Source organism: Bradyrhizobium centrosematis, assembly GCF_045571495.1.
GTDB lineage: Bacteria > Pseudomonadota > Alphaproteobacteria > Rhizobiales > Xanthobacteraceae > Bradyrhizobium > Bradyrhizobium centrosematis.
In genome coordinates this window covers 7,201,654-7,225,598 of record NZ_CP120703.1, presented here as the reverse complement: position 1 = coordinate 7,225,598, position 23,945 = coordinate 7,201,654, and the positions used below count along the sequence as shown (strand labels likewise).

Here is a 23,945-nt window from a genome sequence, read left to right as displayed (position 1 = left end):
ATGGATGCGATCGAACGCCTGATCCGGCCGCGCAGCGTCGCCGTCGTCGGTGCGTCGGCGGACCCCAGCAAGACCTCGGGGCGGCCGGTGTCCTATCTCCGCAAGCACGGCTTTGCGGGGGCGATCTATCCCGTCAATCCGAAGGTCGGCGAGATCGGCGGTCTCACCTGCTACCCCGACATCGCCTCGCTGCCTGATGTGCCTGACGTCGGCATCGTCCTGCTCGGTGCCGAGCGCGCCCACGTCGCGGTGCGCGAATTGTCCGAGCGCGGCGCGGCCGCGGCGATCGTTCTCGCCAGCGGCTTCACCGAAACCGGGGCCGAGGGCGCCGCGCGCCAGACGCAGCTGATGCAGGCTGCCGGCTCCATGCGGATCCTCGGACCGAACACGATCGGCCTCGTCAATCTCACTGACAATATCGTGCTGTCGGCGTCGGGCGCGCTGGCGATGGATGACTTCACGGCGGGGCCCATCGGACTGGTCTCGCAAAGCGGGGGCATTCTCGGCGCCTTGCTGTCGCGGGCCGCGGCCCGCGGGATCGGCTTGTCCAAGCTGGTATCGACCAGCAACGAGGCCGACCTCGAACTCGCCGACTTCATCGACTTTCTTGCCGGCGACGACGCAACCAAGGTCATTGCGCTCTATATCGAGGCGATCCGCAATCCACGTCGCTTTCGCGAGGCGGTGCTCAAGGCGCGGCGCGCCGGCAAGCCCATCGTCGCCTTCAAGATCGGTCGATCGGAGGCGGGTGCACAGGCGGCGGTCTCGCACACCGGCGCGCTGGCCGGCTCCGATCGCATGTACGACGCCTTGTTCAGACAGCTCGGCGTGATCCGCGCCAGCACGTTCGAAGACCTGCTCGACATTCCCGCAGCCCTTGGCGCGGGACGGAAGCTTTCCGGCCGGCGTGTTGCGATCCTCACCTCGACCGGCGGCGCCGGCACGATCGTGTCAGACAGTCTCGGCGTTGCAGGTTTCGCGACGCCCGCGCCCGACGCTGAGACGGCGGCGCAATTACGTGCCCTGCAGTCGGGCTCGCATGCCAATCTCGACCGCAATCCGATCGACGTGACCCTGGCCGGTCTGCAGCCGGATCTGCTGCGTGCCGCGATCCGGATCCTGCTCGCAAGTCCCTGCTACGATGCGCTCGCGGTGATTGCCGGCTCATCGGCGGTGGGGTCGCCGGCCCTGATGGCCGATGCCATCCACGACTGCCTGCCGCTCAGCGACAAGCCCGTCATTGCCTATGTCAGTCCCTACGCGCCCGAGGTGGTTTCCGTCCTCACCCGGCGCGGCGTCCCGGCCTATACGTCAGCCGAGAGCTGCGCCGCGGCGCTCGACGGGCTTTTGCGGGCCGCAATGCCGGAGCAGCTCGAAGCCACCGGTCTGACTGGGACGACAGTTGACGTCAGCGATCTCCCGGCTGGCTCGCTCGATGAAGCACAGGCCAAGACGCTGTTCGCCCGCTTTGGGATTCCCGTCGTGGCGGAGAAGGTCGTCGCAACGGCGAGCGAGGCCGAACAGGCGGCGCGAGACTTCGGCGGCAAGGTCGTGCTCAAGATTCTGTCACGTGAGATTGCGCACAAGAGCGACGTCGGCGGCGTCGCGGTCAATTTGACAGCCGAGACCATCGGCGGCCGTTCCATCGTGATGGCCGACGAGGTCGAGACGAGGACCGGAAAGCGACCCGATCGATTCCTGGTTCAGGAGATGATTTCAGGCGGCGTCGAGATCATTCTCGGGATGCATCGCGATTCCCTGGGAACCGCGATCCTGCTCGGAATGGGCGGCGTCGCGGCCGAACTGTTCAAGGACACGACGATGCGCCTGCTTCCGCCGAATGGCGGCCTCGACCTGTCCGAGGCGCGCGCGATGGCGCGCGATCTCGTCGCCTGGCCGTTGCTGGACGGTTTTCGGGGGCGGCCGAAATGCGATCTCGAGGCGCTCGCAGGCGCGATCGTCGCTTTCTCGCATATGGTTGCGCAGCTCGGCGCTCGCCTCGCGGAGGCGGAGATCAATCCGGTGTTCGTGCTGCCGGCAGGCCAGGGCGTGAAGGCGGCAGACGGATTGGTCGTTCTCGATGTCTGAACAGAATCGGATGGAGCTCCAGATGGTCTTTGGCGGAATCATCAATCACGACGCCGCGCGCGGGAAGCCTTTCACTCCGCGGCGACGGCGAGGTCTTGCCATCCTCGCCTGTGCAATCGTCGCGGGGCTCGGAGTGACGCCGGCGCGCGCGGAATATCCCGACAAGATCGTCAAGATCGTGGTGCCCTTCGCAGCCGGCGGCGGCACCGACATCATCGCGCGAACGACGGCGCAGGAGATCCAGGCCGACCTCGGCAAATCCGTCATCATCGAGAACAAGCCGGGCGCCGGGACCATCATCGGCACCCAGACGGTGGCCACCAGCGAGCCCGACGGCTATTCGCTGCTGATGGCGACGTTCGCGCACGCGGTCAACCCGAGCCTGTACAACAAGCTGCCGTTCGATCCGCACAAGGATTTCGCGGCGGTATCTCTGATCGCGCGATCCTTCAATATCGTCGTCGTCAACCCCGCATCGAAGATCAACTCGATCTCCGATTTGATCGCCGAGGCCAAGGCCAATCCTGGCAAGCTGAATTTCGGCACCTTCGGCACCGGCACGTCGGCCCATCTCGCAGGCGAGCTGTTCAATGCGATGGCGAAGGTCAAGATGACGGCGGTGCCCTACAAGGGCGCGGCGCCTGCGATCAGCGATCTCCTGGGCGGACAGATCGATGTGATGTTCACCACCGTGGCGAGCGCGGCCTCGCTGGTAGCCGCGGGCCAGCTTCGGGCGCTGGCCGTCACATCCGCAGAGCGTTCGGCGGCGTTTCCGCAACTGCCCACCGTCGCCGAGGCCGGCGTGCCCGGTTACGCCGCCGAGTCCTGGTACGGATTGTACGCGCCGGCCAAGACGCCTGCTCCGGTGATCGCGCGCCTCAATCAGGCGGTCGCGAAGGCGGTTCAGTCCGGTGCCTTCAAGAAGCTCGAGGCGAACGAAGGCCTCATCATGGTCGGCAGCGCTCCGGAAGAGCTCGATCGCTATGTCGCCCAGGAGGAGGAGCGCTGGCACAAGCTGATCAAGGACGCGAACATCGAGGTGCAATAGCCATGGGCGGGTGCGGCCACGGAACAGAATCTCACCGCAGGCCCTCCTCCGATGCCGGCTGCCGATGGCGCCGCCGCAGGAGCCCTGCCTCATTGATCTGAAACAACGATGATTTCGACCGCAAATGCTAAAATGATTTGCAAGTTGTGACTCGGGCTCCCGGCCGGTCGCGACAAGCTTTGGCGCATGCTGGAATCCGAGGGCTCAATGGGACGACTGCTGAATATCGTGACGCCCCTGCATACGGCGACCAAGCGCGACTATATGGGCCGCATGAACGACGACAAGATCGGCTGCTCGCTGAAGGCGCGGGAATACGAGGCCGATTATTGGGACGGCGACCGCCGCTTCGGCTATGGCGGCTACCGCTTCATCGAGGGGCGCTGGGCGCCGGTCGCCAAGGCGCTGATCGAGACCTATGGTCTGAAGGACGGTTCCAGCGTGCTCGATGTCGGCTGCGGCAAGGGCTTTCTGCTCTACGAGATGCAGAAGATCCTGCCGGGCTTGAAGGTCACAGGCTTCGATATCTCCAAGCACGGTCTTGCCAATTCGCACGAGCAGGTGAGGCCGTACCTCTTCAACTATCGCGCCCAGGACATCTATCCCTATGGCGACGGCAGCTTCGACCTCGTCATCTCGCTCGGCACCCTGCACAATCTGCGGCTCTACGAGCTCGAGGCGGCGCTCAAGGAGATCGAGCGGGTCGGCAAGAACAAATACGTCATGGTCGAGGGCTACCGGACCGTCGCCGAATTGCACAACCTTGAATGCTGGGCGCTGACGGCGGAGTCCATCCTGCATACGTCGGAATGGATCTGGCTCTACGGCAAGCTCGGCTACACCGGCGATTACGAATTCATCTATTTCGAATGACCGGGCGCGCCTCATGGACATCAAGACTGCCAAGGCGGCAATCCTCGTCGAGTCCGGCCAGCCGCTGATCGTCGACGAATTCACCCTGCCGGATCGGCTCGAGCACGGCCAGGTGCTCGCCCACGTGCACACGTCGAGCATCTGCGGGGCGCAGATCAACGAGATCGACGCCGTCAAGGGCGTCGACAAGTTCCTGCCGCACCTCTTGGGGCATGAAGCGCTGGCAACCATCGTCGAAACCGGGCCCGGCGTCGTCTCCTGCAAGCAGGGCGATACCGTCGTCATGCATTGGCGGCCGGGCAAGGGGATCCAGTCCAATACGCCGATCTATGCCTGGCGCGGCAAGCGCCTCAATGCCGGCTGGGTCACGACCTTCAACGAATATGCCGTGGTGTCGGAGAATCGCGTCACCCCCGTTCCAGCCTCGATCGATCGTATCAGCGCGCCGCTGCTCGGCTGCGCTGTGACGACCGCGCTCGGCGTCGTCAACAACGATGCGCAAATCGCCATCGGAGAAGCCGTCGTGGTGTTCGGTGTCGGCGGCGTCGGATTGAACATCGTGCAATTTGCCGCGATGGTCGGCGCTTGGCCGGTCATTGCGGTCGACCGCCTCGACAACAAGCTGGCGATGGCGAGGGATTTCGGCGCCACCCACACCATCAACTCGGAAGCGGTTGGGGATGTGGCCGCCGAAGTTCGGTCCATCACCGGTTTGGACGGCCCCGATAAGGTCATCGAGACCACCGGCGTCAAGAATCTGATCGAGCTCGCCTACGAGATCACGGCGAAGAAGGGCCGCTGCATCCTCGTCGGCGTGCCCCGCGAGAAGGCCGAAATCTACACGTTGCCGCTCCATTTCGAGAAGGTGCTGAAGGGCTCGGAAGGCGGACAATGCCAGCCGGCGCGCGACATCCCGCGTCTCGTTCGCCTCAGCGATGCCGGCAAGGTGAGTTACCGTGGCATCGTCACCCATCAGTTCGCGCTCGACGACGTCAATGCCGCGCTGGACCTGATGCGTAGCGGCACGTCGGGACGGATCCTGCTCAACATCAGCTGAGCGCGTCGGCGGCGATGCGTGATCAGCCGGGCGCTGCGTCCGCCACGCACGCGCTGACGATATGCCGGCGCTGGCGCTGCAGCAACCAGGTCGCGATCGCCATGTTCACGACATTCCAGGCGATGCCATTGACCAGCGCGGAAGCGTAAGAGCCGGTCCAGTCGTAGATCGCGCCGGCCATCCAGCCGCCCAGCGCCATGCCGGCCAGCGTGACCGAGATGGCGAGGCTGATGCGAAAGCCGGCTTCCTGTGGCGGGAACAGCTCGCGGATGATCACGGCATAGCTCGGCACGATGCCACCCTGCGCCAGACCGAAGATGGCGGACACGACGTAAAGAGAGACCAGCCCGTTGAACGGCAGATAGAGCGCAAGTGCCGTGGCCTGCATCGCCGAGCCCAGCAGCAAGGTACGCAGGCCGCCGATGCGGTTCAACACCCAGCCGAAGACAAAACGGCTCGCCACACCGAAGCCGAGCATGACCGCCAGCATCTCGGCGCCGCGCGCCGTTCCGTAGCCGAGGTCGCCGCAATAAGCCACCAGATGCACCTGCGGCATCGCCATGGCGATGCAGCAGCAGATGCCGGCCAAGGCCAGCAGGCCCTGGGTGACGGAAGGGGACAGGCCGATCGACTGCATGGTGTTGCCGCTGCTCGCCGCGTCCCGCGCGGCCGTATGGACGATGGGCCGGCGCAGCAGAACCAGAGACATCGGCAGCATCGTCGCCAGACAGAACAGGCCGATGCCGATATGGGTCTGCCGCCAGCCATGCGCGGCGATGGCGTGCTGGACGATGGGTGGCCAGACCACGCCGGCCAGGGAGCTGCCGGCGGTCGCCAGGGAGATAGCGAGGCCGCGGTGCCGGTCGAACCACAGCGAGACGTCGGCAACCAAAGGCGCGAAGCTCGCGGCGCCGCCGAAACCGATCGTGACACCTGAGATCATCGCAAACACCGAAAGGCTCGGCGCGACCGCAGTGAGAACGTAGCCGAGGCTCATCAGGATGGTGCCGCCGGCGAGCGGCGGCAGGATGCCGAAGCGATCCGCCAGGCGGCCGACGATGATGCCGCCGATCATGAAGCCGATGATGGCGAGCGTGTAGGGCAGGGTCGCCTCGGCGCGGGGCGCATTGAAATCGGCCTGCACCGCCGGCAGAGCCACCACCAGTGACCACATGCCGACACAGCCCAATGTGCTGAGGGCGATGGAGACGGCGAGGCGAATCCAGGAATACGAACTTTCGATCGACGACTTTTCGGGCGGCACTGGTTTCCCTCGGGCTGCGCTGGAGCGTTTTCGAGCGAAGTGGACACCGGTTCGCGAAGAAAACGCGTCAAAACAAGAATCTAGAGCTTTGGTTCTGATTCAATCAGAACCGAAATGCTCTGGGATCGGCCCTGGGGTATCGCCCGCCGTTGGCGGTGACAAAGCAGGATTTCTCTTTTGTCGCGCGAGCAAAACTCATGCATCCTGCCGGTCTCCCCGCATCGCCCGGAGCCGGCCATGACGTATCTGCTGCCGCCACTCAATGCCCTGCGCGCCTTCGAGGCCGCCGCCCGACATCTCAGCTTCAAGCAGGCCGCCCACGAGCCGCACGTCACGGCCGGCGCGATCAGCCAGCAAGTCCGATTGCTGGAGGAGCGGCTGGGCGTGCAGCTGTTCGAGCGGCGAACGCGGCAGATCATTCTGACCTCGCCTGGCGAAACCTATCTGGCGCAGGTCCGAAAGGCGTTTCGCTGCCTTGCCGAGGCCACCGCCGAACTCAAGCCTGAGGGTGTCACCAGTCTGCTGCATATCGGGCTTCACGCGAGTTTTGCCGTCGACGGGTTGCGCGCGCGCCTGGCTCGGTTCCGCCGCGCCCAGCCACAGCTCGCCATTCGCATCAGCCAACCAGCCGGGCTGCACGAGCTGCTCGAAGGCAAGGTCGACGTCGTGATCGCGGACCGGGTGCAGCGTTGCCCGGGCTACAAATGCGAGCCTCTGGAGCGTGGCTTCCTGATCGGCCCGCTCGGCACCACCGATTGTCCGGAGATCGAAACCCTGCGGTCCTGCCTGCTCGGCGATGGCGAGCTCGAGCGCCCGGGCAAATCCGGGGTGGCGCTGGTTGCCGGCACGGCAAGCGCGGCACGCAGACCGTCCAAGCCGTTCTTTTCCGCCTGAAAGGGCTGTTCGCAGGCATTTTGCATCACTTCAGATGGGGCGGCATAGCGATCCTTGCGTCATGACGATGTCGCGCGACCGCCGTAACGGCCGGTTAACCATGGATATTTACGGTGTCGAAAGCCTCTGAGCTTCGTCTGTCAGTTGATTTCGAATAGAGCCCATGGCGTTCGGTAGCCGCGTATCTCCGCGAAGCATCGCCCCGACGGAGCCCGCGGCTTCGTGGGAATCGCCGCGGGCTGCGCGATTGAGGCCCGACGGTGCCGCGCCGGCGCTGCTCAAGGGATCGCTGACCGTTTCCGGAACGCTCGCTTTCCTGCGCGAGAACGGGCGGCGCATCCTCACGCTGGCGCTGGCGCTGTTCGCCCTCGGCGTGCTCGCCCTGATGGTTCTGCCGGTCCGCTATGCCGCGACGGCCCTGGTCGTCCTCGATCCCCGGGAGCTGCGCATCACCACGGAGCAGGACGTCTTGCCCGGCATCGGCCAGGACGCCGCTGCGCTGCAGAGCCAGATCGAGATCGCCAAATCGGACGGCTTTCTCCGCCCCCTGATCGAGCAGCTCAAGATCGCGGATGACGATGATATCGCGGGTGGTCACACCGACATGACGCGCCTGCTCGAGAAGTTCCGCAACCGCCTCGAGATCACGCGTCGCGGGCTCACCTATGTCATTGCGATCTCCTTCACCTCGAACCGCGCCGACCGGGCCGCCTACTACGCCAACGCCATCGCCGAGGCGTTCGTCGCCAGCCAGGGCCGCGTCCGCACCGAGGCCACGGACGAAGCCGCCGACTGGCTCAAGAATCGGCTGAACACGTTGAGCGAGCGCCTGCGCGCGTCGGAGGACGCCGTCGCCGCGTTCAGGCTCGAGCACAAGATCCTCAATGCCGGCAAGGATTCCACCACGCAGCAATTGCGGGTGACCGATCTCAATCAGCAGGTCTCCGCGGCGCGTCTTCGCACCGAGGAAGCCAAGGCGCGCTACGAGCAGGTGCAGCGCGACCTCAAGGCCAATGTCGAAGGGCCGGTGAAGCAGGATCTGCTCAGCATGCTGCGGGCGCAGCGCTCGGCCCTGAACGACCAGATCGCGCAGAAGAAGGCGGTGTATGGCGAGCGCCATCCCGACCTCGCGATCTCCTACAGCCAGCTGGCCGATATCAACCGCCAGATCGAGGTCGAGCGGAAGAAGAACATCGATACCGCCAAGTCCGAATATGAGGCCCAGCTGGAGCAGCAGAACGCGCTGGAAAAGCAGCTCAAGGCGGTCGAGACGCAGATGCTGGTCGACGGCCAGGCGCTGGTGAAGCTGCAGGAGCTGCAGCGCGACGCCGATGCCAACAGGAACATCTACGAGCAGTTCCTGTCGCGGTTCAAGACCACCAACGAGCAGCGTCAGCTGCAGGCGTCGCAGACCAAGGTCGCTTCGGCGGCCATCCCGCCGCTGCGCTCGACGCGCCCGCCGCTCGCTCTGCTGCTGGCAGCGCTGGCGATCGGCTCGCTGCTGACATCGACGGCTGCCGTTGCCGTCATGACGACCATGTCAGCCCAGCCCGCGCCCCTTGAGGCGCCCATCCACGTAGCCGTGACGGGCACGCAACCCCGGCAGGTTCAGTCTCAAGTCCAGCCGCAGGCTCCGCCACAAGTTCAGCCTCCGGCCGCTGCCGTGGACCGGCCCGAGGCGATACCGCGGCTTCCGGTCTGGGCCCGTATCCCCGAACTGGCGTCGGGGACCGCGACCAACACCGTCTGGCAAAAGCCGATTGCGAGCGCGGCCGAGCTCGATCTCGGGGCCTATCTGGGGCCGCTGCTCGAGCGGATCGATCGCGTGCCGGTGCGCGGTTGCAAGGTCGCCCTCGTGCTGTCGGTTGGCAAGAGCGCCGGCGGCAACACCGTTGCGCGCTCGCTGAATCGCGCCGCCGTGAAACGCGCCATGATGAGCGTCTTGATCCGCCTGCAGGGCGAATTCGCAGGCCACCAGCCGCCGGTGACCGAATGGAATGACGGCTCGACCACGGCGGGACTTCAGTCGATCGACGAGCTGCTGAGCGCCGGCCGCAAAGCCGATGCGAGACCTGAGGACGACATCCGGTCCGAGTTCGATCTGATCATCGTCCATGCCGGCGATCTGGCTTTGCAGCCCGACGCCATCGCGCTGGCGGCGCATGCGGATTTGATCGTCCTGGTGGCGCGCGCCGGCGAGCTCGGTTCGGCGGCGATGCGCCGCGTGACTGCGGCGCTGTCGCGGTACGAGACTGTCCCAACGGGGCTCGTGGTCAATCACGCGCCCGCGGGCTCGCAGGCGCCGCAGCCCGAGGGCGGCGCATTAGGCCTTGCGGTCTGACGATGGCCGCATCGCGCCGTCGCCTGCTGACTGCGGCGATGCTGCTGTCGATCTCGCTCGGTCCGCCGGCCGTCGCCAGCGATTGCGTGCCGGTGCCGCAGACGGTTGCGCCGGGAAGGCTTGCCGCGCTGGCGCGCGGCTTCAATGCCGACGGCTGGATCAACGGCGAGTTGCCAAGCCGCGAGTTGCTGCAGCAATTGCGCAAGTCGGGAATGAGCCATGTCCGGCTGCCGGTGCCGGCAGAGCGCGTGATGCCCCGTTTCGCTGCCAAGGCCGAGCGCGACGAGACGCTGCGCGTGCTCGACAAGGCACTGAAGCAGCTCACCGCGCTCGGCTACGCAACGTCCGTCGATCTTCATCCCGGCGAACGCTTCAATCGCCTGCACAAGGATGATCCGGACGCGGCGTTGCAACAGATGCAGAAGGCCTGGAGCGGCCTTGCCGAGGTCATCCGATTCTATCCGGCTGATCGCGTCTTCGCCGAGCTGCTCAACGAGCCCGACATCGACGCCGGCAAATGGCAGAGGGAGGTCGAGACGCTCGCCGCCGTCGTGCGCCGATTGCTTCCCACCACGACCCTCATTGTCGGTCCGGTCAACTGGCAGCGGGCGGACTCGCTGCCGAGCTTCCGTCCGCTGCCGGATCCCGAGGTCGTCTATGCCATCCACTTCTACGATCCCATGGTGTTCACCCATCAGGCCCATTGGGATGCGCAGGATCCGCTGCACGACATCATCGATCTGCCTTACCCGATCAACGCCGGCGATCCCAAGGTTCGGGCGCTGCGCCAGGACTTGCAGGATCGGGGCGCGACCAAGGCGCTCGGCATGCTCGACACGGCGATTGCCGCGGCCAAGGACAGACCAAGCGTCGATCGCTGGCTCGCGCCCGCGCTCGCATGGCAGCAGAAATTCGCGCGTCCGATCATCGTCAACGAATTCGGCGTGCTGAAAGCCGGCGCGCCCAGGGAAAGCCGGTTGCGCTGGCTGGCCGAGGTCACAGCTTATGCCCGCGACCATTGCTGGGGTTGGACGCATTGGGAGCTGGCGCAGGGCTTCGGCCTCGTCGACCGAACTACCGGCAGGCCCGATCCCGACGTGATGCGGGCGCTGCTCGGCGCACCGCAGCCCGGCCGGCGCTGACGGTGCACTCCGCTATCGTTAACGAATCCTTACACATCGCCCCGCTATCGTCTCTTTCGCGCGATGCCGAAGGACGATTGATGAGCGCCCGCTACTCACCGCAGGATCAGAGCGTGCAGGCCGTGACGTCGCCGCCGGCCTGGCGCGAGCTGGCCGCCACATTCTGCATCGCCACCGCAACGATCGGCTTTGCGCCGGTCCTGCATCTGGCCAATCCGGCGCTGGCCATCGCCGTCGAGGTCCTCGTCGGCATCGCCATCGTTCTGGCGGTCCCGACCTATGCGCCGGCGATCGCGATCTTCGTCCTGTTCTTCCAAAATCTGTTCGTCTCGATCCTGTCGCCGCTGGTGCCGCTGCCGTCCGATCTCGACTTCATCAAGGGCTACAATTTTCTCGTCTGCTCGGTCATGTGGCTGGCGACGTTCGGCCTCTACGTGCTGGGCCAGCGGACTCAATCGGCCGAGGTCAACCGCATCATGCGCTGGGGCGTCGTCACCCTCGCCGTGGTGTCGCTGTATTTCGCGATCGGCTTCAGCCAGAACGGACAGCCCGCCGCGGTTTACTTGCGCAACATCGTGCTGCCGCTGTTCCTGTTCCAGCTCTCGCTTCTGACGGCGGCGACCTATGAGGTGCGCATCACGCCGTTCCTGGTGACGCTCGCGGTTATCCTCATCTGTTGCGGCTATGCCGAGCTCGCCTTCCGCGACGTCTGGCTGGCCATCACCAACGGCTATACGTTCTGGGGTTTCGACGAGCTCAAGGCGACCCATTCGGGCGTCTGGGAAGCCGAGATGCGGGCCACCGGAAACGTGCCCGTCGACCTCAAGGATCGCTTCAGCTTCGACTTCCTGAACACGCCGCTGCTCGAAGGCTTCGGCCTGTCGAAGATGCTGCGCATCCACGGCCCGAACATGCACCCGATCAGCTTCGCCTACGGGATCGGCTTTCTCGCGCTGTTCCTGTTCTCGGTCGGACGTCCGCTGCTGGCTCTCGCGGCGCTGCCGCTCCTGGTGTTCTGCAGCGTGAAGGGCGCGCTGATCGTGGTGATCTTCGTGGCCGCGGCCTGGCTCTCGACCCGGCTGCTCGGCGCCGTGCTGACGCTGCTGCTCGGTTTCCTCGGCCTGATCGGGTTCGCGATTCTGGCGGTCCGCGTCGGCCTGCAGATCGGCGATTATCACGTCATCGGCCTGATGGGCGGCCTCAACGGATTTTTGGAGAAGCCGCTTGGCCGCGGCCTCGGCGTCGGCGGCAATCTGTCCGAGAGCTATTTTTCGATCGACTGGAGTGCCGCGCAGGCGGCCGGGACGATCGACGGCGCGGTCGAGAGCGCGATCGGCGTGCTGTTGTACCAGATGGGCATCGCCGCCCTCGTGCCGCTGGCCTTCTATTTCGCGATGGCGCTCAAGGCCTGGCGTCTCTATGCATCGTCGGGCTACCTGACGCAGGGGCTTGCCGGCTTCGGCGTCCTGGTCGTGCTGCTCAACGGCTTGTTTCAGGAAGAGGCCCTGTTCGCGCCGCTCGCGCTGGGCCTGATGCTCTCGCTCTCCGGCCTCGTCATCGGCAGCCATGAGAGAATGCAGGCGGTCGCCAGCGAGGATGCAGGGCTCGAGCAGATCAGGCGCTACCAGCCCGTGACGTAGCTCGGCGGCCGCCGGCGCGCCTTCCGACGGCAGGTAGGAACTTCCACTTTTTCCCGACGTTGAGCCGCGGTCCGCATCAGCGGCCGGCTTGCGCGATGAAGAACTTTTCCAACGCTGCATTTTCCCCCGAGGTGATCGAGATCATGACGACCGCCCTGGAAGCTGCGGTTGCGAGCCTGCCGGAGCCAGTGCATGCCTCGCACGTCAACGCACTCGCCGAATCCATCCTGCGCACCGCGGGCGCGGGCGAGCGCAACGTCGCCGATCTGCAACGGATCGCCTTGATGGAGCTGCAACTGATGCCGCGCAAGGGATGAGGCGGGACATGAGAACCACACTCGCTGCCACGCTGGCGCTGCTTGCCATGGTGTCTGCCGCCCGGGCCGATATCTGGACCAGCTATCGGATTGCCGAGACCGGAACGTCGGTCGAAATTCCCGCGTCGCTGTTCACGGAGGTGGCCGGCAAGCCCGATGGTTACGGTCAGCAATTTCGTACGGCCGACGGCAGGGCCGATCTCACCATACAGGCCGTTTCGAATCGGCAGGGTCTTTCGCCGGCGGAATTCCTGGCCAGGAAGAATCCACCATCCGGAATCATTTATAGGCGCGTGGCGCGTGACTTCTTCGTGGTCTCGAGCATCAAGCGCGACACGATCTGGTACGATCGCTGCAATTTTTCTCGGGCCTATGTGCACTGCGTGCTGATCAATTATCCCGAGGCCGAGAAGCGCCAATGGGACCCCATCGTGACGCGCATTAGCCGCAGCCTGAGCGCCGACTGAGCGGATCAAGAAAAAGAGCTGCCCGAGCAAGTCGGGCAGCAGGTCGTGAGGGTTAGCGTGCGGTCGTTGACGTGGTCGACATCGTCGGCTTCGAGCCCGGCACATGCGACATCGTCTTGGTGGTCGAGCCCACCTCTTCGCCGGCCTTGACCTTGGTGCGCGTATGCGAGCGGCTGAACGTGCCGCCCTCATGGGCCTGCGCTCGGGCATTCGAGTTCATCACCGGGCCATTGCCCTTGTTCATGCTGACGCCGGTTTGCGTCTTGCCGCTTACGGCAGCGGCGCTGCCGCCGGCCGCGATCGACGAGCCGGTGCGGCCCGTCGCCGAGGTGGACGTGCCACCGGTGCCGACCGTCGAGGCCGAGGTGCCGCCCACCGCGGCCGAGCCACCGCTTCCGCCGGTGATACTGGTCTGCGCGAGAACCGGTGAGGCGGCAAGCAGAGCCGCAGCCGCTGCGGTCATGACTAGGTTTCTCATGTTCAATCCTCTCTGGGTCTGGAGCATGATCCGGACAAATGCTCAGCGCTTTTCCGAAACGATCATGCGCGAACGATTAGGGTGACGAGGTCGAGATCGTGCAGCCGTTGACGGTGATGGTGCTGGCGCTGGTCGTGCCAGGGCCGCCCGCCGTCGACGAGGAGCTCGAGACGTTGCCGCCGCCCGCCTGCACGTGAACGGACGATCCGCCGGCCGAGCTCGAGCTCGAAAGCGAACCGCTCGACGCCGTCGACCCGGTGGTGCCCGAACCCGACGCGCCGACTGCGCTGATGCTGCCGTCTGCATGTTTCTCGACGGTGACCTTGCAGGTCTCGCCCGATGACGTCTTGCCAGTCTTTTCCATGGTTTCTGCCGATGCAGCGCCGCCCATCAGAACCAGTGCCGCGATCGCAACGATTGACTTGTTCATGGCAGCTCCTCCTCAACATGGACGAAGGGAGCGGCACGCGGCCGCTCCCGGGATCGGACTAGTTCTTGTCCTTCTTCCACTCGTCCTTGTTGTGGCCCTTGCCCTTTTCAAGGCCCATCTCGCTGGCATGGCTGCCGGACTTGCCGTCGCCCATGCCCGGCGACTTCGACGAGCCGGACTGGCCGACGGTCGAGCCACTGCCCGCGGCCGAGCCGCCGGTGCCGACACTGGACGAGCTCTTGCCGCCGCCGGCCGACGAGCCGCCGGTGCCGAGCGTCGAGGCCGAGCCGCTGCCCGTGCCGCTGCCGGCTGCGGAGCCGCCGGTCCCCACGGTCGAGCTGCTGGTGCCGCCGCCCGCCGACGAGCCGCCGGTGCCAAGCGTCGAGGCCGAGCCGCTGCCCGTGCCGCTGCCAGCCGCCGAGCCGCCGGTGCCGACGGTCGAGTTGCTGGTGCCGCCGCCCGCCGACGAACCGCCGGTGCCGACCGTCGAGCTCGATTGCGCAACAGCGAGTGCCGTGCCGGCCAGCAGCGCGGCCGCAGCCGCAGAAAGCTTCAGGGTCCTCATGTCCATCTCCTCCAAGGTTTTGCAAAGACAAATCGCCAAAGCAGGCTCGGGATAAATTGGTAATCGTGCAAACGTTCCTTGCGTCGGACACGCTGACGCATCGATTCAGTGCTGATGGGAGTTCCGGCCCGAGCGCGGCGCGCATCGCATTCGTTCATTCATTCAATGTTCATCTGCGCCGAACGCGAGCAGTTCGTGCGCGCGATGCCGGGACCGACGCCGGCAGCTGTCAGAATGCTCCGACCATCGCCTGACGATCATAAGAGCGGTGCGAAGAGGCGGCACGCGCAGTGCGCTTCGAACGAAGGCTCGTCCCGTGAGCGGCGTTCGGCTGGGATGCCGGCGGCGTTTTCGTCTCCGGCTTCTGCGGCGCAGCCATCGCGAACGCATGGCCGGCATGATCGTCCTGCGGCTGCTGGCCGGCAAACAGGGGCGAGGAAACGGCTGTCGCGATCTGGCTGGACGTGTCGAAGATGATCTTTTCAGGCCAGGTGCGCGCGGAGTGGATGCGAATGATGCTGCGGTCGACCGCGGGCGCCGAGGCGAGCTCGGCGAGCGGCGGCAGCGAGCGATCGAGTGCGAACAGCAGCGCCACAATGAAGGCGCCGGCAAACAGGACGTAGCGAACGATGGGCATCGAAGCTACCGCAGCAAGAACGGGTGCGATGCAGGCGGGCCGCTTCTCCGCGGCCCGCTGCGTGGCGGCGTTAGTCGACTTCCTGGACGACCATGCGGGTCTCGGGATCGACCAGCATCACGTGGCTGCCTGAATAGACGTAGCGATATTTGGTGAGCGAAGGACCCCAGTCGCTCGGAACAGTCGCGAGCTCGACGTCCCGCGGCACCGGCGAGCCGACGACGATCTTCTCGCGCGTTTCGACGGGGCGGATCTTGTGTTCGGTGACGTAGGACCGGATCTTGGTGCGATATTCCGGTTCGATCTGCACGGCAGCGCCATGCGCCGCACCGGTCGTCGTCGTCGTGACGGTGGTTTGCGCCATCGCGCCGGTCGACACGAGCAGCGCGGCGGCCGATATCAGCAGGAATTTCTTCATTGCATTCTCCCTCGCCGCTTTATGCGGCGCTGCGATGAACTCGCCATCGGCCTTCCCGTTCCGTCTGCGGCGGAACATCTACCTTTTTTTCCCGTTGCGTTACGGGAGCAGTGATTGGAGGAGAGGAAAATGCCTGTATTGATTCTCTGGGCCGTGCCCGCCATCCTGGTCGTCGGCGGCGGCATCTATCTGATCGGCCACATGCACTGAATGCGGAGGGCCCCGGCTTCTGCGATGTAGAAAGCCGGGGCCGCGCAATTTGCCTGTTTATAGAGTACGCGCGGCCGAACCGACGATCGTGCCGGTGCAAGGTTGCGACGGGTTACCTTCAGCGCAGCCGCCAGCTCACCTGTAATCTGCTTCACACGCAAAGTTGTCCGATGAGGTTAGATGAACGAGGCCTCGCCACCGCGCGGCCTGGTTCGGAGCTGGCGATGATGGCTGCATTGGCAAGGGCAATATCCCGTGCGACGCGAACGACTGTCGAGGTCGAGACTCTCAAGGTGCTCGTGATTTTCTCCGCCTCGGGTCTGCTGCTCTCCCTTGTCGCCGCCATGATCTACAAACAGGCCTTCAGCGCGGCGCTATTTTGAGACCGTGCCAGCCGCCGTTTGGCCGCGGGGCAATACCTCGTCCCGAGCTTGCCGATGTCAAGGCGGTGATCGAACTGTCGTAGGATGCGCCCCCATCATCGAACTGTCACCGCCCTGTCATTCGCCCTCTATTGATCGCTGCTCCTTTCGCCGCGCATTGTGGAGGCTGATATGCACCTGACTGAAACGATTTCGTCCGAGCGCCGGTCGCTCCTGAAGGGCCTTGTGGCCGCAGCGGTGGCGCCGCTTGCGGCGCCCGCGATGGCGGCTGAGGGCCTTCCGGCGCAGCCGACCGGTTCGGCCGGCGCGCTGCCGACCGACAAAGTCTATTGGGCGGACGTGAAGCAGCTCTATGCCGTGACGCCCGACATCGTCAATTTCGAGAACGGCTATTGGGGCATCATGGCCGAGCCCGTGCGGCGCGAGTTCATCCGTCAGTCCGACATGGTCAACTATCAGAACACCTACTACGCGCGGCTGCGTGCCGGCGCGGACTTCGAGGCCGTGCGGGCCAAGGTGGCAGAGGCGGTCGGCGCGCTGCCCGAGGAGATCGCGCTCACCCGCGGCGCGACCGAAGCGCTGCAGCTCCTCATCGGCGGCTACAACAGGCTGAAGCCCGGCGACGGCGTGCTCTATGCCGACCTCGACTACGATTCGATGCAATATGCGATGAACGCGCTGCGTGCGCGCCGCGGCGTCGACGTGGTCAAGTTCGACGTGCCGGAGCCCGCCACGCGCCAGGCGGTGCTCGACGCCTATGCCCGCGCCATCGAGGCCAACCCGAAGACGCGACTTCTGCTCCTGACCCATGTCAGCCACCGCACCGGCTTCGTGATGCCGGTGGCCGAGATCGCCCGCATGGCGAAGGCCAAGGGCATCGACATCATCGTCGACGCCGCGCATTCCTGGGGGCAGATCGACTTCAAGGTGAGTGAGCTCGAGGCCGATTTCGTCGGCTTCAATCTGCACAAATGGATCGGCGCGCCGCTCGGCGTCGGCTTCCTCTACATCAAGAAGGATCGCCTCGCCGCGATCGATCGCGACATGGGCGACGAGGACTTTGCGGAGAGCGACATCCGCTCGCGGGTCCATACCGGCACGGTCAATTTCGCCACGGTGCTGACGGTGCCGACCGCCGTGGCGCTGCATCAGCAAATCGGCGCGGCGGCGAAGCAGGCCCGCCTGCGCTACCTACGCGACTATTGGGTAAGCCGCGCCCGCGGATTCAAGGACATCGAGATCCTGACGCCGGACGAAGTCGGCTCCTACGGCGCGATCACCTCGTTTCGTCTCGCCGGCAAGACCAGCAAGGCTGACAACGAGGCGACCGTGGCGAAGCTCCGGGACGGCCACAAGATCCTGACGGTGCGCCGGGCCGGCGTCGCCAAGGGCCAGTGCATCCGCGTGACTCCGGCGCTCTTCACCGATGAGGCCGATCTCGACCGCCTCGTCGAGGCGCTGGCGGTCATCACGGGGACGAAGACAGGGTGAAGGAGCGACGCGGCGTCAGCTGCGTTTGATGGACTGGATCAGGTCCCAGCGGTTGCCATAGAGATCCTCGAAAACCGCCACGATGCCATAGGCCTCATGCCGTGGCGCCTCGATGAACCGCACGCCGGCGGCCATCATGCGCGCATGATCGCGCTCGAAATCGTCGGTCTCCAGAAACAGAAAGACCCGTCCTCCGGTCTGATCGCCGATGCGCGCCGTCTGCACCGGACCGTCCGCCCGCGCCAGGAGCAGACCAGAACCAGGATTGCCTCGGGGCCGCACGACCACCCAGCGCTTGCCGCCACCAAGCGGCGTGTCCTCGCAAAGCTCGAAGTTCAGAGCGCGCGTGAAGAAGGCGATCGCTTCATCATAGTCGGCGACCACGAGACTGACGAGGGAAAGGTGCTGAGTCATCGCCCAGCCCTGCGAGGGATTGCTGCTCGCCTCACCGCCACCCCAGCGCCGGTGCCACATGCTTCAGGATCGCCTCGATCGCATGTGCGCAATAGTCGACGCCGAGCTGGTTCGGGATCGTCAGCAGCAGCGTATCCGCCTCAGTGATCGCTTCGTCCTGCCGCAGCTGCTCGACCAGCATGTCCGGCTCGGCGGCATAGGAGCGGCCGAAGATCGCGCGCGTGCGCGGGTCGATGAAGCCGATCTGGTCCTCGCTGCCGCGCTCGCCGCCGAAATACGCGCGGTCGCGATCGTCAATCAGCGCGAAGATGCTGCGGCTGACGGAGACGCGGGGCTCGCGGCTGTGGCCGGCTTCCTTCCACGCAGCGCGATAGGCCCGGATCTGTGCCGCCTGCTGCACATGAAAGGCCTCGCCGGTCTCGTCGTTCTTCAGCGTCGAGCTCTGCAGGTTCATGCCGAGCTTGGCCGCCCACACAGCGGTCGCGTTCGAGCCGGCGCCCCACCAGATCCGCTCGCGTAGGCCTTCCGCATGCGGCTCCAGGCGCAACAGCCCCGGCGGATTGGGGAACATCGGCTGCGGATTGGGTTCGGCAAAGCCTTCGCCGCGCAAGAGGTCGAGGAAGACCTCGGCGTGGCGCCGGCCCATGTCGGCATCGCTCGCGCCCTCGGCCGGCCGGTAGCCGAAATAGCGCCAGCCGTCGATCACCTGCTCGGGGGAGCCGCGGCTGATGCCGAGCTGCAGCCGCCCGCCGGCGATGAGATCGGCGCTGCCGGCGTCCTCCACCATATAGAGCGGGTTCTCGTAGCGCATGTCGATCACGGCCGTGCCGATTTCGATCCTGCTGGTTTTGGCCCCGACGGCCGCGAGCAGCGGAAACGGCGAGGCGAGCTGGCGCGCGAAGTGATGCACGCGGAAATAGGCGCCGTCCGCCCCGAGCTGCTCGGCCGCGACCGCGAGCTCGATCGATTGCAGCAGCGTGTCGCGCGCAGAGCGCGTCTGCGATTGCGGCGAGGGCGTCCAGTGCCCGAAGGAGAGGAATCCGATCTTTTTCATGAGGGCAACATATGGATGATCGGAACAGTTTGCGAGACGTTGGCCGAGGGAAAATGGCTTGATCTGCCCCGCCTGAAGCGGCCTTCAGATTTCGCAACCGGTCAAGTTCAACGCCTTGAGCAGGCCGCCGAACGCCTTGAGTCGACAGGGCTCGGCCCCGCTGGCGGCCTTTGCACGCTGAGCATCGGCAGTTGGCCTGGCCGCAATTGCCTTTGGCTTCGGCTTGGGTTTCGGCTTGGGACGTTCGGCGGTCGCGATCGGCTTCGCGTCGCGCCGACGATGGGCGATCGTTTCCGGCGCGGACGAGCCGCCTTGGATGACTTGCGGAGCAACGGGATTATCGACTGGAGCAGCCTGTATGGGCATCGCACTGCTCACGGTGGCAACCTCGAGGCGATCGGCCTTCGGCAACGCGTCATGTGATGCAGAGACACTTGCGCTCTGCTCGGCGCGCGGCTGGTTGATAGCGACGACGCGACGCGGTGGAGCGTTCAGCTCCATTGCCGACAGCACTCCCGCACTCAACAGGATGAGGAGGCCCAACAACGCCATTTTCAACATAACGCGCCTCTAACGCAGGTGAGTGCGGCCCGGAATTCTCCGCGCCAATAAGGCAACTTTGTCGGCGATTGCCTGCCACCGGCGAATCATTTGCCGACAGGGTTAACGTCGGCGCTGCTCCTGCAGCCGCGGAGGATGCCGCCGCTCACGTCGGTGAGCAGACGGTGCGTCGCCGTCCGAAGATGGTGGATTGGCGGCCGCGAACTGAGTGCCAAGAGGCTCATCGTCATGTCTGCTGTCGGAGGGAAGCCGGACATCGACTGAGCGAGTGACGACCGCTGCTCTTGACCCATTGCAGAAGTGAGATGGAGTGGTGTGATCTCTGACGCCCTTACGCGATTTCGGCAACCTGAACTTAACCAAGGACATGAGCGGGAAATTCACCGGTGCGCTCTACCCAAAGTGGGCTCTAGTTGAACGCCTCAAGCAGCTTTGTGGGGCGGTGAAAGGGTGCCGGGCATGGAAGTACAGGCGGCAAGGCCTCTCTTGAAGACGGTCGGCTTCGTATTCGGGTTGTTCTGTCTTCTTATGACCTATGCTTCGGGCGTTCGTCTTTACGAACACGTGCTGGGAGGCCACTCCATGCCACAGCACGGAGTAAGCCTTGTGCTCGATACTGGCGGGAATGTCCTTCTTTTTGGCATGAGTTGCTTCGGGGTGATTGCAGTATTGCTCATCGGCCGAAGAGGGTTGGACGGAGTTTTAGGAAACTGGCCATACGTCCTTCCCGGCGTGCTGGTCGCTGTATTCTGCGCGACAATGGCCGCTACGCTGGGCGCTAGACGAATGACCTGGGTTCTTCCTGCGGCCAGTCTCTTCGGCCTGATCGGGTTATGGGCCGGATGGAGTGTTCTTAGACAGCACGGATTGCGTATCACTGCCCGCGTCTCGGACATGTCTCTAATTCGAAGACAGAACGAGACCGGTCAGTGACGGGACATCCGAACGTACGTCCGCTTCTGGCCCATCGCGTCGCTTCCGGCGGTGCCGCGCCATGTCTGAAGTCGAGAGTTGATCGGACATGGGCAGTTACCAGCCAAATCGGCACTTTTGACCCGTTGCGGACCTCGAACAGCCGGATTAAAAATTGGACCTTGAGGCCAAGCCGTCGGCTTCAAGTGGACGCCGCAAAGGCCAATCTATACCGCACCCGACACCGACAAAATGCCATCAAGAAAGCAGCTTATTGCGGACGCGATGGTCGTTGATGGTCGAGGGCGCGTCTTTGTGCAAAGGCGCTCGTCAACCCGTCGCTTGTTTCCCGGGTGTTGGGACTTAATCGGCGGGCACGTCGGAGACGACGAGGACGTTCTTTCTGCTCTGCGCCGCGAAATACATGAGGAGACCGGCTGGTACCTCAAAAACATCGTTCTTGAGCTAACACCTAAGTATTGGAGCTATGGGCCGACACCCTACGAAGAACGACAGTTCATCGTGACCGTCGACGGGGATCTCACAACTCCAACTCTGGAAACCGACAAAGTGTCAGAAACTCTCTGGGTTGATCGCACGAACGTGGAGAAGCTCAAAGAGAACCGTAAGCCGGATGACCAATTGATCTACAATTCGGTGGTGGAGGCTCTGAAAGCTCTGGAGACGGTGCGCCCTCGGATATGAGATCGTCGTTGCGATTTGCTCCGCAACTGCGACGTCCGTTGTTGGCCCGTCGCTGCCGTATCCCACGGCCGAGGATGTCGGCTGTCAGGCGTAGACCGGCTCTAACTTAAACCGGGCCAAACCGTCGCGATTGAGCAGAAGCAGACTTCGGTTCAGTTGCATCTACTCACTTCGCTCACCGTGCAGCTCCGCTTTGAAGCCATCAGTGTTTTCGAAGTTCACCGTCACTTTGTCGCCTACGAAAGTCAGCGTCCAAGCTTGAGTTTCGCTATGGCCTAAAATCCGGCGCTCCATCACAAACGTATGATCACTGGTCCAGCGGCCCCTCGCGGCATTGATGCCATACCGTGCCGGAGGACTTTTTCGATAACGGCCGTCCAATCCAAGCAGTCCCGAAAATCGGTTACTACCATTCTCGCCATACGTCGTAATAACCCACGACGAGTCCGAATCATAAAAGTTAAGGGTGAAGCTCTTCACCCGCAGCTTGTTGTCGTTGAAACCGTAGACCTTACCCGAAATTGCGCTGGCCAATTCAGGCGTGTTGGCAACAACGTAAGGCTTCTCCTCCGCTGCGCGCTGTATGGCTTTGGCCAATAACGCTTGTGCGACTGGGTTCTCAGGTAACGGCTGATCAGATCTAACCGCGCTGGAAATATCGTCGATCAATGACGAGGCCGAATAGAATTCGGTGTCATTCAGGAAGCCGGTCATGACAGCGATGATATCGAATTTGGGAATCACGAGTATCAGTTGGGAATGACGGCCCCGCGCCATGTAGGCGCCCTTCTCCGGATAGGACCACCACAAATTTCCATAGTGGAATCCAAATGTCGCAGCGACTGGCCCGGATTTCGCTCTCTCGACCCACGATGACGGGATAATCTGCCGTCCTTCCCATTGTCCGTTGTGCAGGTAGAGATATCCGATCCTGGCCATGTCGTGAGGGGATAGGGAGAGACCCGCTTCGCCGTCCGTCACGCCCTGTGCGTCCACCTTTCCCCATTTGGCGCTCTTGATTCCAAGCGGCTCGAACAACTCCTTCGTTGCATATTCAAATGCGCTCTGTCCGGTCGTTTTGGTGATGAGCGCCGAGAGAAGATAGGGGTTGCCGCTGTTGTATTGGAAAGTCGAGCCAGGCGTGTCGGCCATCGGCTGGTTCAGGACGAAGGCTGTACGATTGGCGCTGTCGTACATCTTCATGATAGTCTCGCCTGGCGTATACAGCTTCTCGACCCATTCGATGCCCGAGGTCATGTCGAGAAGGTTTTGAACCGTCACCGCTTTCTTTCTAGCGTCGACGTTTTGAACTTGTCTGTCCGAAAATAGATCGACCACCGAATGCTCGACGCTATCAAGACCGCCTTTCTCCAGGAGAATAGCAGTCAGCGTGCTTACAACGCTCTTGGTGACGGACCTCAAATCGTGACTGACACCCGGGACATAGGGAGCATAGTAAGCATCGGCAACGATCCTTCCGTGGCGAATGATCGTAAGACTATCCTGTTTGTAGGTGCCGACAGCCTCTATGAGTCGAGCCAGGCTGGCTGAGTCCATCCCCTGTAGTTCCGGACTCGATGTCTGCCAGGATTTCGTGGGCCAGACGACTTCCTGGTTGTCTTGATTTTCAGCCGCGACAGCGAACGACCCGAATGCTCTTAAACTGGCAACGAGGACGGCAGCCATCAGCATTCTGGTCCGCATACGATCCTCATGGTTGTGAGTATGTTTTCGTGCTATCCTAGAGCGCGCTTCGGCCGGAAGCTAGCCCGAAATGAATGTCGCCTGCTGGCCTTTGCTGCCCAGCAGGGGTGAACTGGCCACATCCGGCTCTGGCAGGAATGCCCGGCCGTGCTGACGAAGCAGCGCCTCACGCGTAGGCGACCCAGCCCCGGAAGGCGAAACCGGTATAGAACAGGGTGGGGTTCGAGAAGCCGGCCTCTCGCAGGATCGTCTCGTCCTGCGCGGGCGCGAGGATTTCCAGATGGTTGGTGACGGCGTCTTTCGCGGCCGTCGCCTTGTCGGGCTCGACTCCGGACGCAGCCAGGAAGGCTGAATAGCGCGACAGCCACAGCGGGCGTTCGTCTTCGCCGTCCGGTGCGCTCAAATGCGCGACCACGAACGGGGCGCGCGGCTTCAGACGGCGGCGGATTTCCGCGGCGATGCGGCGCCGCTCCGCGACATCGACGAAGTGCAGGGTCAAGAGGCAGGTGGCGCCGTCGAACGGTCCTTCCGGCGCGTCGTCGACATAACCTTGATGAAGCTGCGCGCGCGGCGCGAATGCGCCGAGGGTTTGCTTCGCGAGCGCCAGCATCGCGGCGGATGGATCCACGCCGTCGAACTGCCAGCCCTGATGCGCCTGAGCAAAAGCCTTCAGCTCCAGGCCACCGCCGGCGCCAAGCACGAGCACCCGTGCATCGTCGGGAGCGCGCTCGGCAAGAAGGATCGCCGCCATGGACAGCATCGCATTGTAGCCCGGGACGAAGCGGGGCGGCCCGTCGGTATAGCTCGCCACGGCCTGCGGATCGGCGAACATGGTCTGAATGTCGGTCATGA

Annotated in this window: 25 protein-coding genes; 14 read left to right on the top strand and 11 right to left on the bottom strand. The window is 64.1% G+C overall.

The window, feature by feature from the left end; genetic code table 11:
- The 4 genes from P6U31_RS34090 (at position 1) to P6U31_RS34075 (ending at position 5,066) form a co-directional block, all read left to right on the top strand.
- The gene (locus P6U31_RS34090) at positions 1 to 2,088 is read left to right on the top strand and encodes an acetate--CoA ligase family protein (protein ID WP_407185985.1); all 2,088 of its coding nucleotides are present in this window, start codon (positions 1 to 3) and stop codon (positions 2,086 to 2,088) included.
- Positions 2,089 to 2,110: 22 nt separating this feature from the next.
- A complete protein-coding gene (locus P6U31_RS34085; RefSeq protein WP_407190034.1) occupies positions 2,111 to 3,136 on the top strand; it encodes a tripartite tricarboxylate transporter substrate binding protein in 1,026 nt (341 codons plus the stop codon).
- A 186-nt stretch (positions 3,137 to 3,322) separates the two neighbouring features.
- Positions 3,323 to 4,009: a class I SAM-dependent methyltransferase gene (locus tag P6U31_RS34080; RefSeq protein WP_407185984.1), complete on the top strand. Its 687-nt coding sequence runs from the start codon at positions 3,323 to 3,325 to the stop codon at positions 4,007 to 4,009.
- 13 nt (positions 4,010 to 4,022) lie between these two features.
- The gene (locus P6U31_RS34075) at positions 4,023 to 5,066 is read left to right on the top strand and encodes a zinc-binding dehydrogenase (RefSeq protein ID WP_407185983.1); all 1,044 of its coding nucleotides are present in this window, start codon (positions 4,023 to 4,025) and stop codon (positions 5,064 to 5,066) included.
- Positions 5,067 to 5,088: 22 nt separating this feature from the next.
- Here the strand turns inward: P6U31_RS34075 and P6U31_RS34070 are convergent, their stop codons facing one another.
- Entirely contained in the window at positions 5,089 to 6,330 is a 1,242-nt protein-coding gene (locus P6U31_RS34070) for an MFS transporter (protein ID WP_407185982.1), read from the bottom strand.
- 237 nt (positions 6,331 to 6,567) lie between these two features.
- Between P6U31_RS34070 and P6U31_RS34065 the strand changes: the two genes are divergently transcribed.
- The 6 genes from P6U31_RS34065 (at position 6,568) to P6U31_RS34040 (ending at position 13,131) form a co-directional block, all read left to right on the top strand.
- Complete coding sequence (locus P6U31_RS34065; protein WP_407185981.1) at positions 6,568 to 7,224, top strand: LysR family transcriptional regulator; 657 nt, start codon at positions 6,568 to 6,570, stop codon at positions 7,222 to 7,224.
- Positions 7,225 to 7,387: 163 nt separating this feature from the next.
- Positions 7,388 to 9,565: a GumC family protein gene (locus tag P6U31_RS34060; RefSeq protein ID WP_407185980.1), complete on the top strand. Its 2,178-nt coding sequence runs from the start codon at positions 7,388 to 7,390 to the stop codon at positions 9,563 to 9,565.
- A 2-nt stretch (positions 9,566 to 9,567) separates the two neighbouring features.
- On the top strand, positions 9,568 to 10,707 hold the full coding sequence (locus tag P6U31_RS34055; protein WP_407185979.1) for a glycoside hydrolase family 5 protein: 1,140 nt from the start codon (positions 9,568 to 9,570) through the stop codon (positions 10,705 to 10,707).
- Positions 10,708 to 10,787: 80 nt separating this feature from the next.
- Positions 10,788 to 12,347 carry a hypothetical protein gene (locus tag P6U31_RS34050; protein WP_407185978.1) on the top strand — a complete coding sequence of 520 codons (1,560 nt, stop codon included), beginning with the start codon at positions 10,788 to 10,790 and terminating at the stop codon, positions 12,345 to 12,347.
- Between the two features lie 95 nt (positions 12,348 to 12,442).
- The gene (locus P6U31_RS34045) at positions 12,443 to 12,664 is read left to right on the top strand and encodes a hypothetical protein (protein ID WP_407185977.1); all 222 of its coding nucleotides are present in this window, start codon (positions 12,443 to 12,445) and stop codon (positions 12,662 to 12,664) included.
- 8 nt (positions 12,665 to 12,672) lie between these two features.
- Positions 12,673 to 13,131: a hypothetical protein gene (locus P6U31_RS34040; RefSeq protein ID WP_407185976.1), complete on the top strand. Its 459-nt coding sequence runs from the start codon at positions 12,673 to 12,675 to the stop codon at positions 13,129 to 13,131.
- A 52-nt stretch (positions 13,132 to 13,183) separates the two neighbouring features.
- On the opposite strand, the gene P6U31_RS34035 is transcribed toward P6U31_RS34040, so the two are convergent.
- The 5 genes from P6U31_RS34035 to P6U31_RS34015 form a co-directional block, all read right to left on the bottom strand.
- The gene (locus P6U31_RS34035) at positions 13,184 to 13,609 is read right to left on the bottom strand and encodes a hypothetical protein (RefSeq protein ID WP_407185975.1); all 426 of its coding nucleotides are present in this window, start codon (positions 13,607 to 13,609) and stop codon (positions 13,184 to 13,186) included.
- 76 nt (positions 13,610 to 13,685) lie between these two features.
- Positions 13,686 to 14,039 carry a hypothetical protein gene (locus tag P6U31_RS34030; RefSeq protein ID WP_407185974.1) on the bottom strand — a complete coding sequence of 118 codons (354 nt, stop codon included), beginning with the start codon at positions 14,037 to 14,039 and terminating at the stop codon, positions 13,686 to 13,688.
- 58 nt (positions 14,040 to 14,097) lie between these two features.
- Entirely contained in the window at positions 14,098 to 14,604 is a 507-nt protein-coding gene (locus P6U31_RS34025) for a hypothetical protein (RefSeq protein ID WP_407185973.1), read from the bottom strand.
- 229 nt (positions 14,605 to 14,833) lie between these two features.
- Positions 14,834 to 15,241: a hypothetical protein gene (locus P6U31_RS34020; RefSeq protein ID WP_407185972.1), complete on the bottom strand. Its 408-nt coding sequence runs from the start codon at positions 15,239 to 15,241 to the stop codon at positions 14,834 to 14,836.
- A 70-nt stretch (positions 15,242 to 15,311) separates the two neighbouring features.
- Positions 15,312 to 15,659, bottom strand: a complete 348-nt coding sequence (locus P6U31_RS34015; RefSeq protein WP_407185971.1) for a DUF1236 domain-containing protein — start codon at positions 15,657 to 15,659, stop codon at positions 15,312 to 15,314.
- Positions 15,660 to 16,093: 434 nt separating this feature from the next.
- Between P6U31_RS34015 and P6U31_RS34010 the strand changes: the two genes are divergently transcribed.
- Positions 16,094 to 16,252 carry a hypothetical protein gene (locus P6U31_RS34010; RefSeq protein ID WP_407185970.1) on the top strand — a complete coding sequence of 53 codons (159 nt, stop codon included), beginning with the start codon at positions 16,094 to 16,096 and terminating at the stop codon, positions 16,250 to 16,252.
- Positions 16,253 to 16,423: 171 nt separating this feature from the next.
- Positions 16,424 to 17,743, top strand: a complete 1,320-nt coding sequence (locus P6U31_RS34005) for an aminotransferase class V-fold PLP-dependent enzyme (protein WP_407185969.1) — start codon at positions 16,424 to 16,426, stop codon at positions 17,741 to 17,743.
- Between the two features lie 15 nt (positions 17,744 to 17,758).
- On the opposite strand, the gene P6U31_RS34000 is transcribed toward P6U31_RS34005, so the two are convergent.
- The 3 genes from P6U31_RS34000 to P6U31_RS33990 all read right to left on the bottom strand — a co-directional run bounded on the left by P6U31_RS34000 (position 17,759) and on the right by P6U31_RS33990 (position 19,772).
- Positions 17,759 to 18,157: a VOC family protein gene (locus tag P6U31_RS34000; RefSeq protein WP_407185968.1), complete on the bottom strand. Its 399-nt coding sequence runs from the start codon at positions 18,155 to 18,157 to the stop codon at positions 17,759 to 17,761.
- Between the two features lie 31 nt (positions 18,158 to 18,188).
- Positions 18,189 to 19,211 carry an LLM class flavin-dependent oxidoreductase gene (locus P6U31_RS33995; RefSeq protein ID WP_407185967.1) on the bottom strand — a complete coding sequence of 341 codons (1,023 nt, stop codon included), beginning with the start codon at positions 19,209 to 19,211 and terminating at the stop codon, positions 18,189 to 18,191.
- An 84-nt stretch (positions 19,212 to 19,295) separates the two neighbouring features.
- Positions 19,296 to 19,772 (bottom strand): hypothetical protein, encoded by a 477-nt coding sequence (locus P6U31_RS33990; RefSeq protein WP_407185966.1) that lies wholly within the window; start codon positions 19,770 to 19,772, stop codon positions 19,296 to 19,298.
- A gap of 459 nt (positions 19,773 to 20,231) precedes the next feature.
- On the opposite strand from P6U31_RS33990, the gene P6U31_RS33985 reads away from it, so the two are divergent.
- Complete coding sequence (locus tag P6U31_RS33985) at positions 20,232 to 20,705, top strand: hypothetical protein (RefSeq protein WP_407185965.1); 474 nt, start codon at positions 20,232 to 20,234, stop codon at positions 20,703 to 20,705.
- Between the two features lie 231 nt (positions 20,706 to 20,936).
- A complete protein-coding gene (locus P6U31_RS33980; RefSeq protein WP_407185964.1) occupies positions 20,937 to 21,389 on the top strand; it encodes an NUDIX domain-containing protein in 453 nt (150 codons plus the stop codon).
- Positions 21,390 to 21,551: 162 nt separating this feature from the next.
- Here the strand turns inward: P6U31_RS33980 and P6U31_RS33975 are convergent, their stop codons facing one another.
- A complete protein-coding gene (locus tag P6U31_RS33975; RefSeq protein ID WP_407185963.1) occupies positions 21,552 to 23,081 on the bottom strand; it encodes a serine hydrolase domain-containing protein in 1,530 nt (509 codons plus the stop codon).
- Positions 23,082 to 23,259: 178 nt separating this feature from the next.
- On the bottom strand, positions 23,260 to 23,943 hold the full coding sequence (locus P6U31_RS33970) for a class I SAM-dependent methyltransferase (RefSeq protein WP_407185962.1): 684 nt from the start codon (positions 23,941 to 23,943) through the stop codon (positions 23,260 to 23,262).
- Positions 23,944 to 23,945 lie beyond the last annotated feature (2 nt).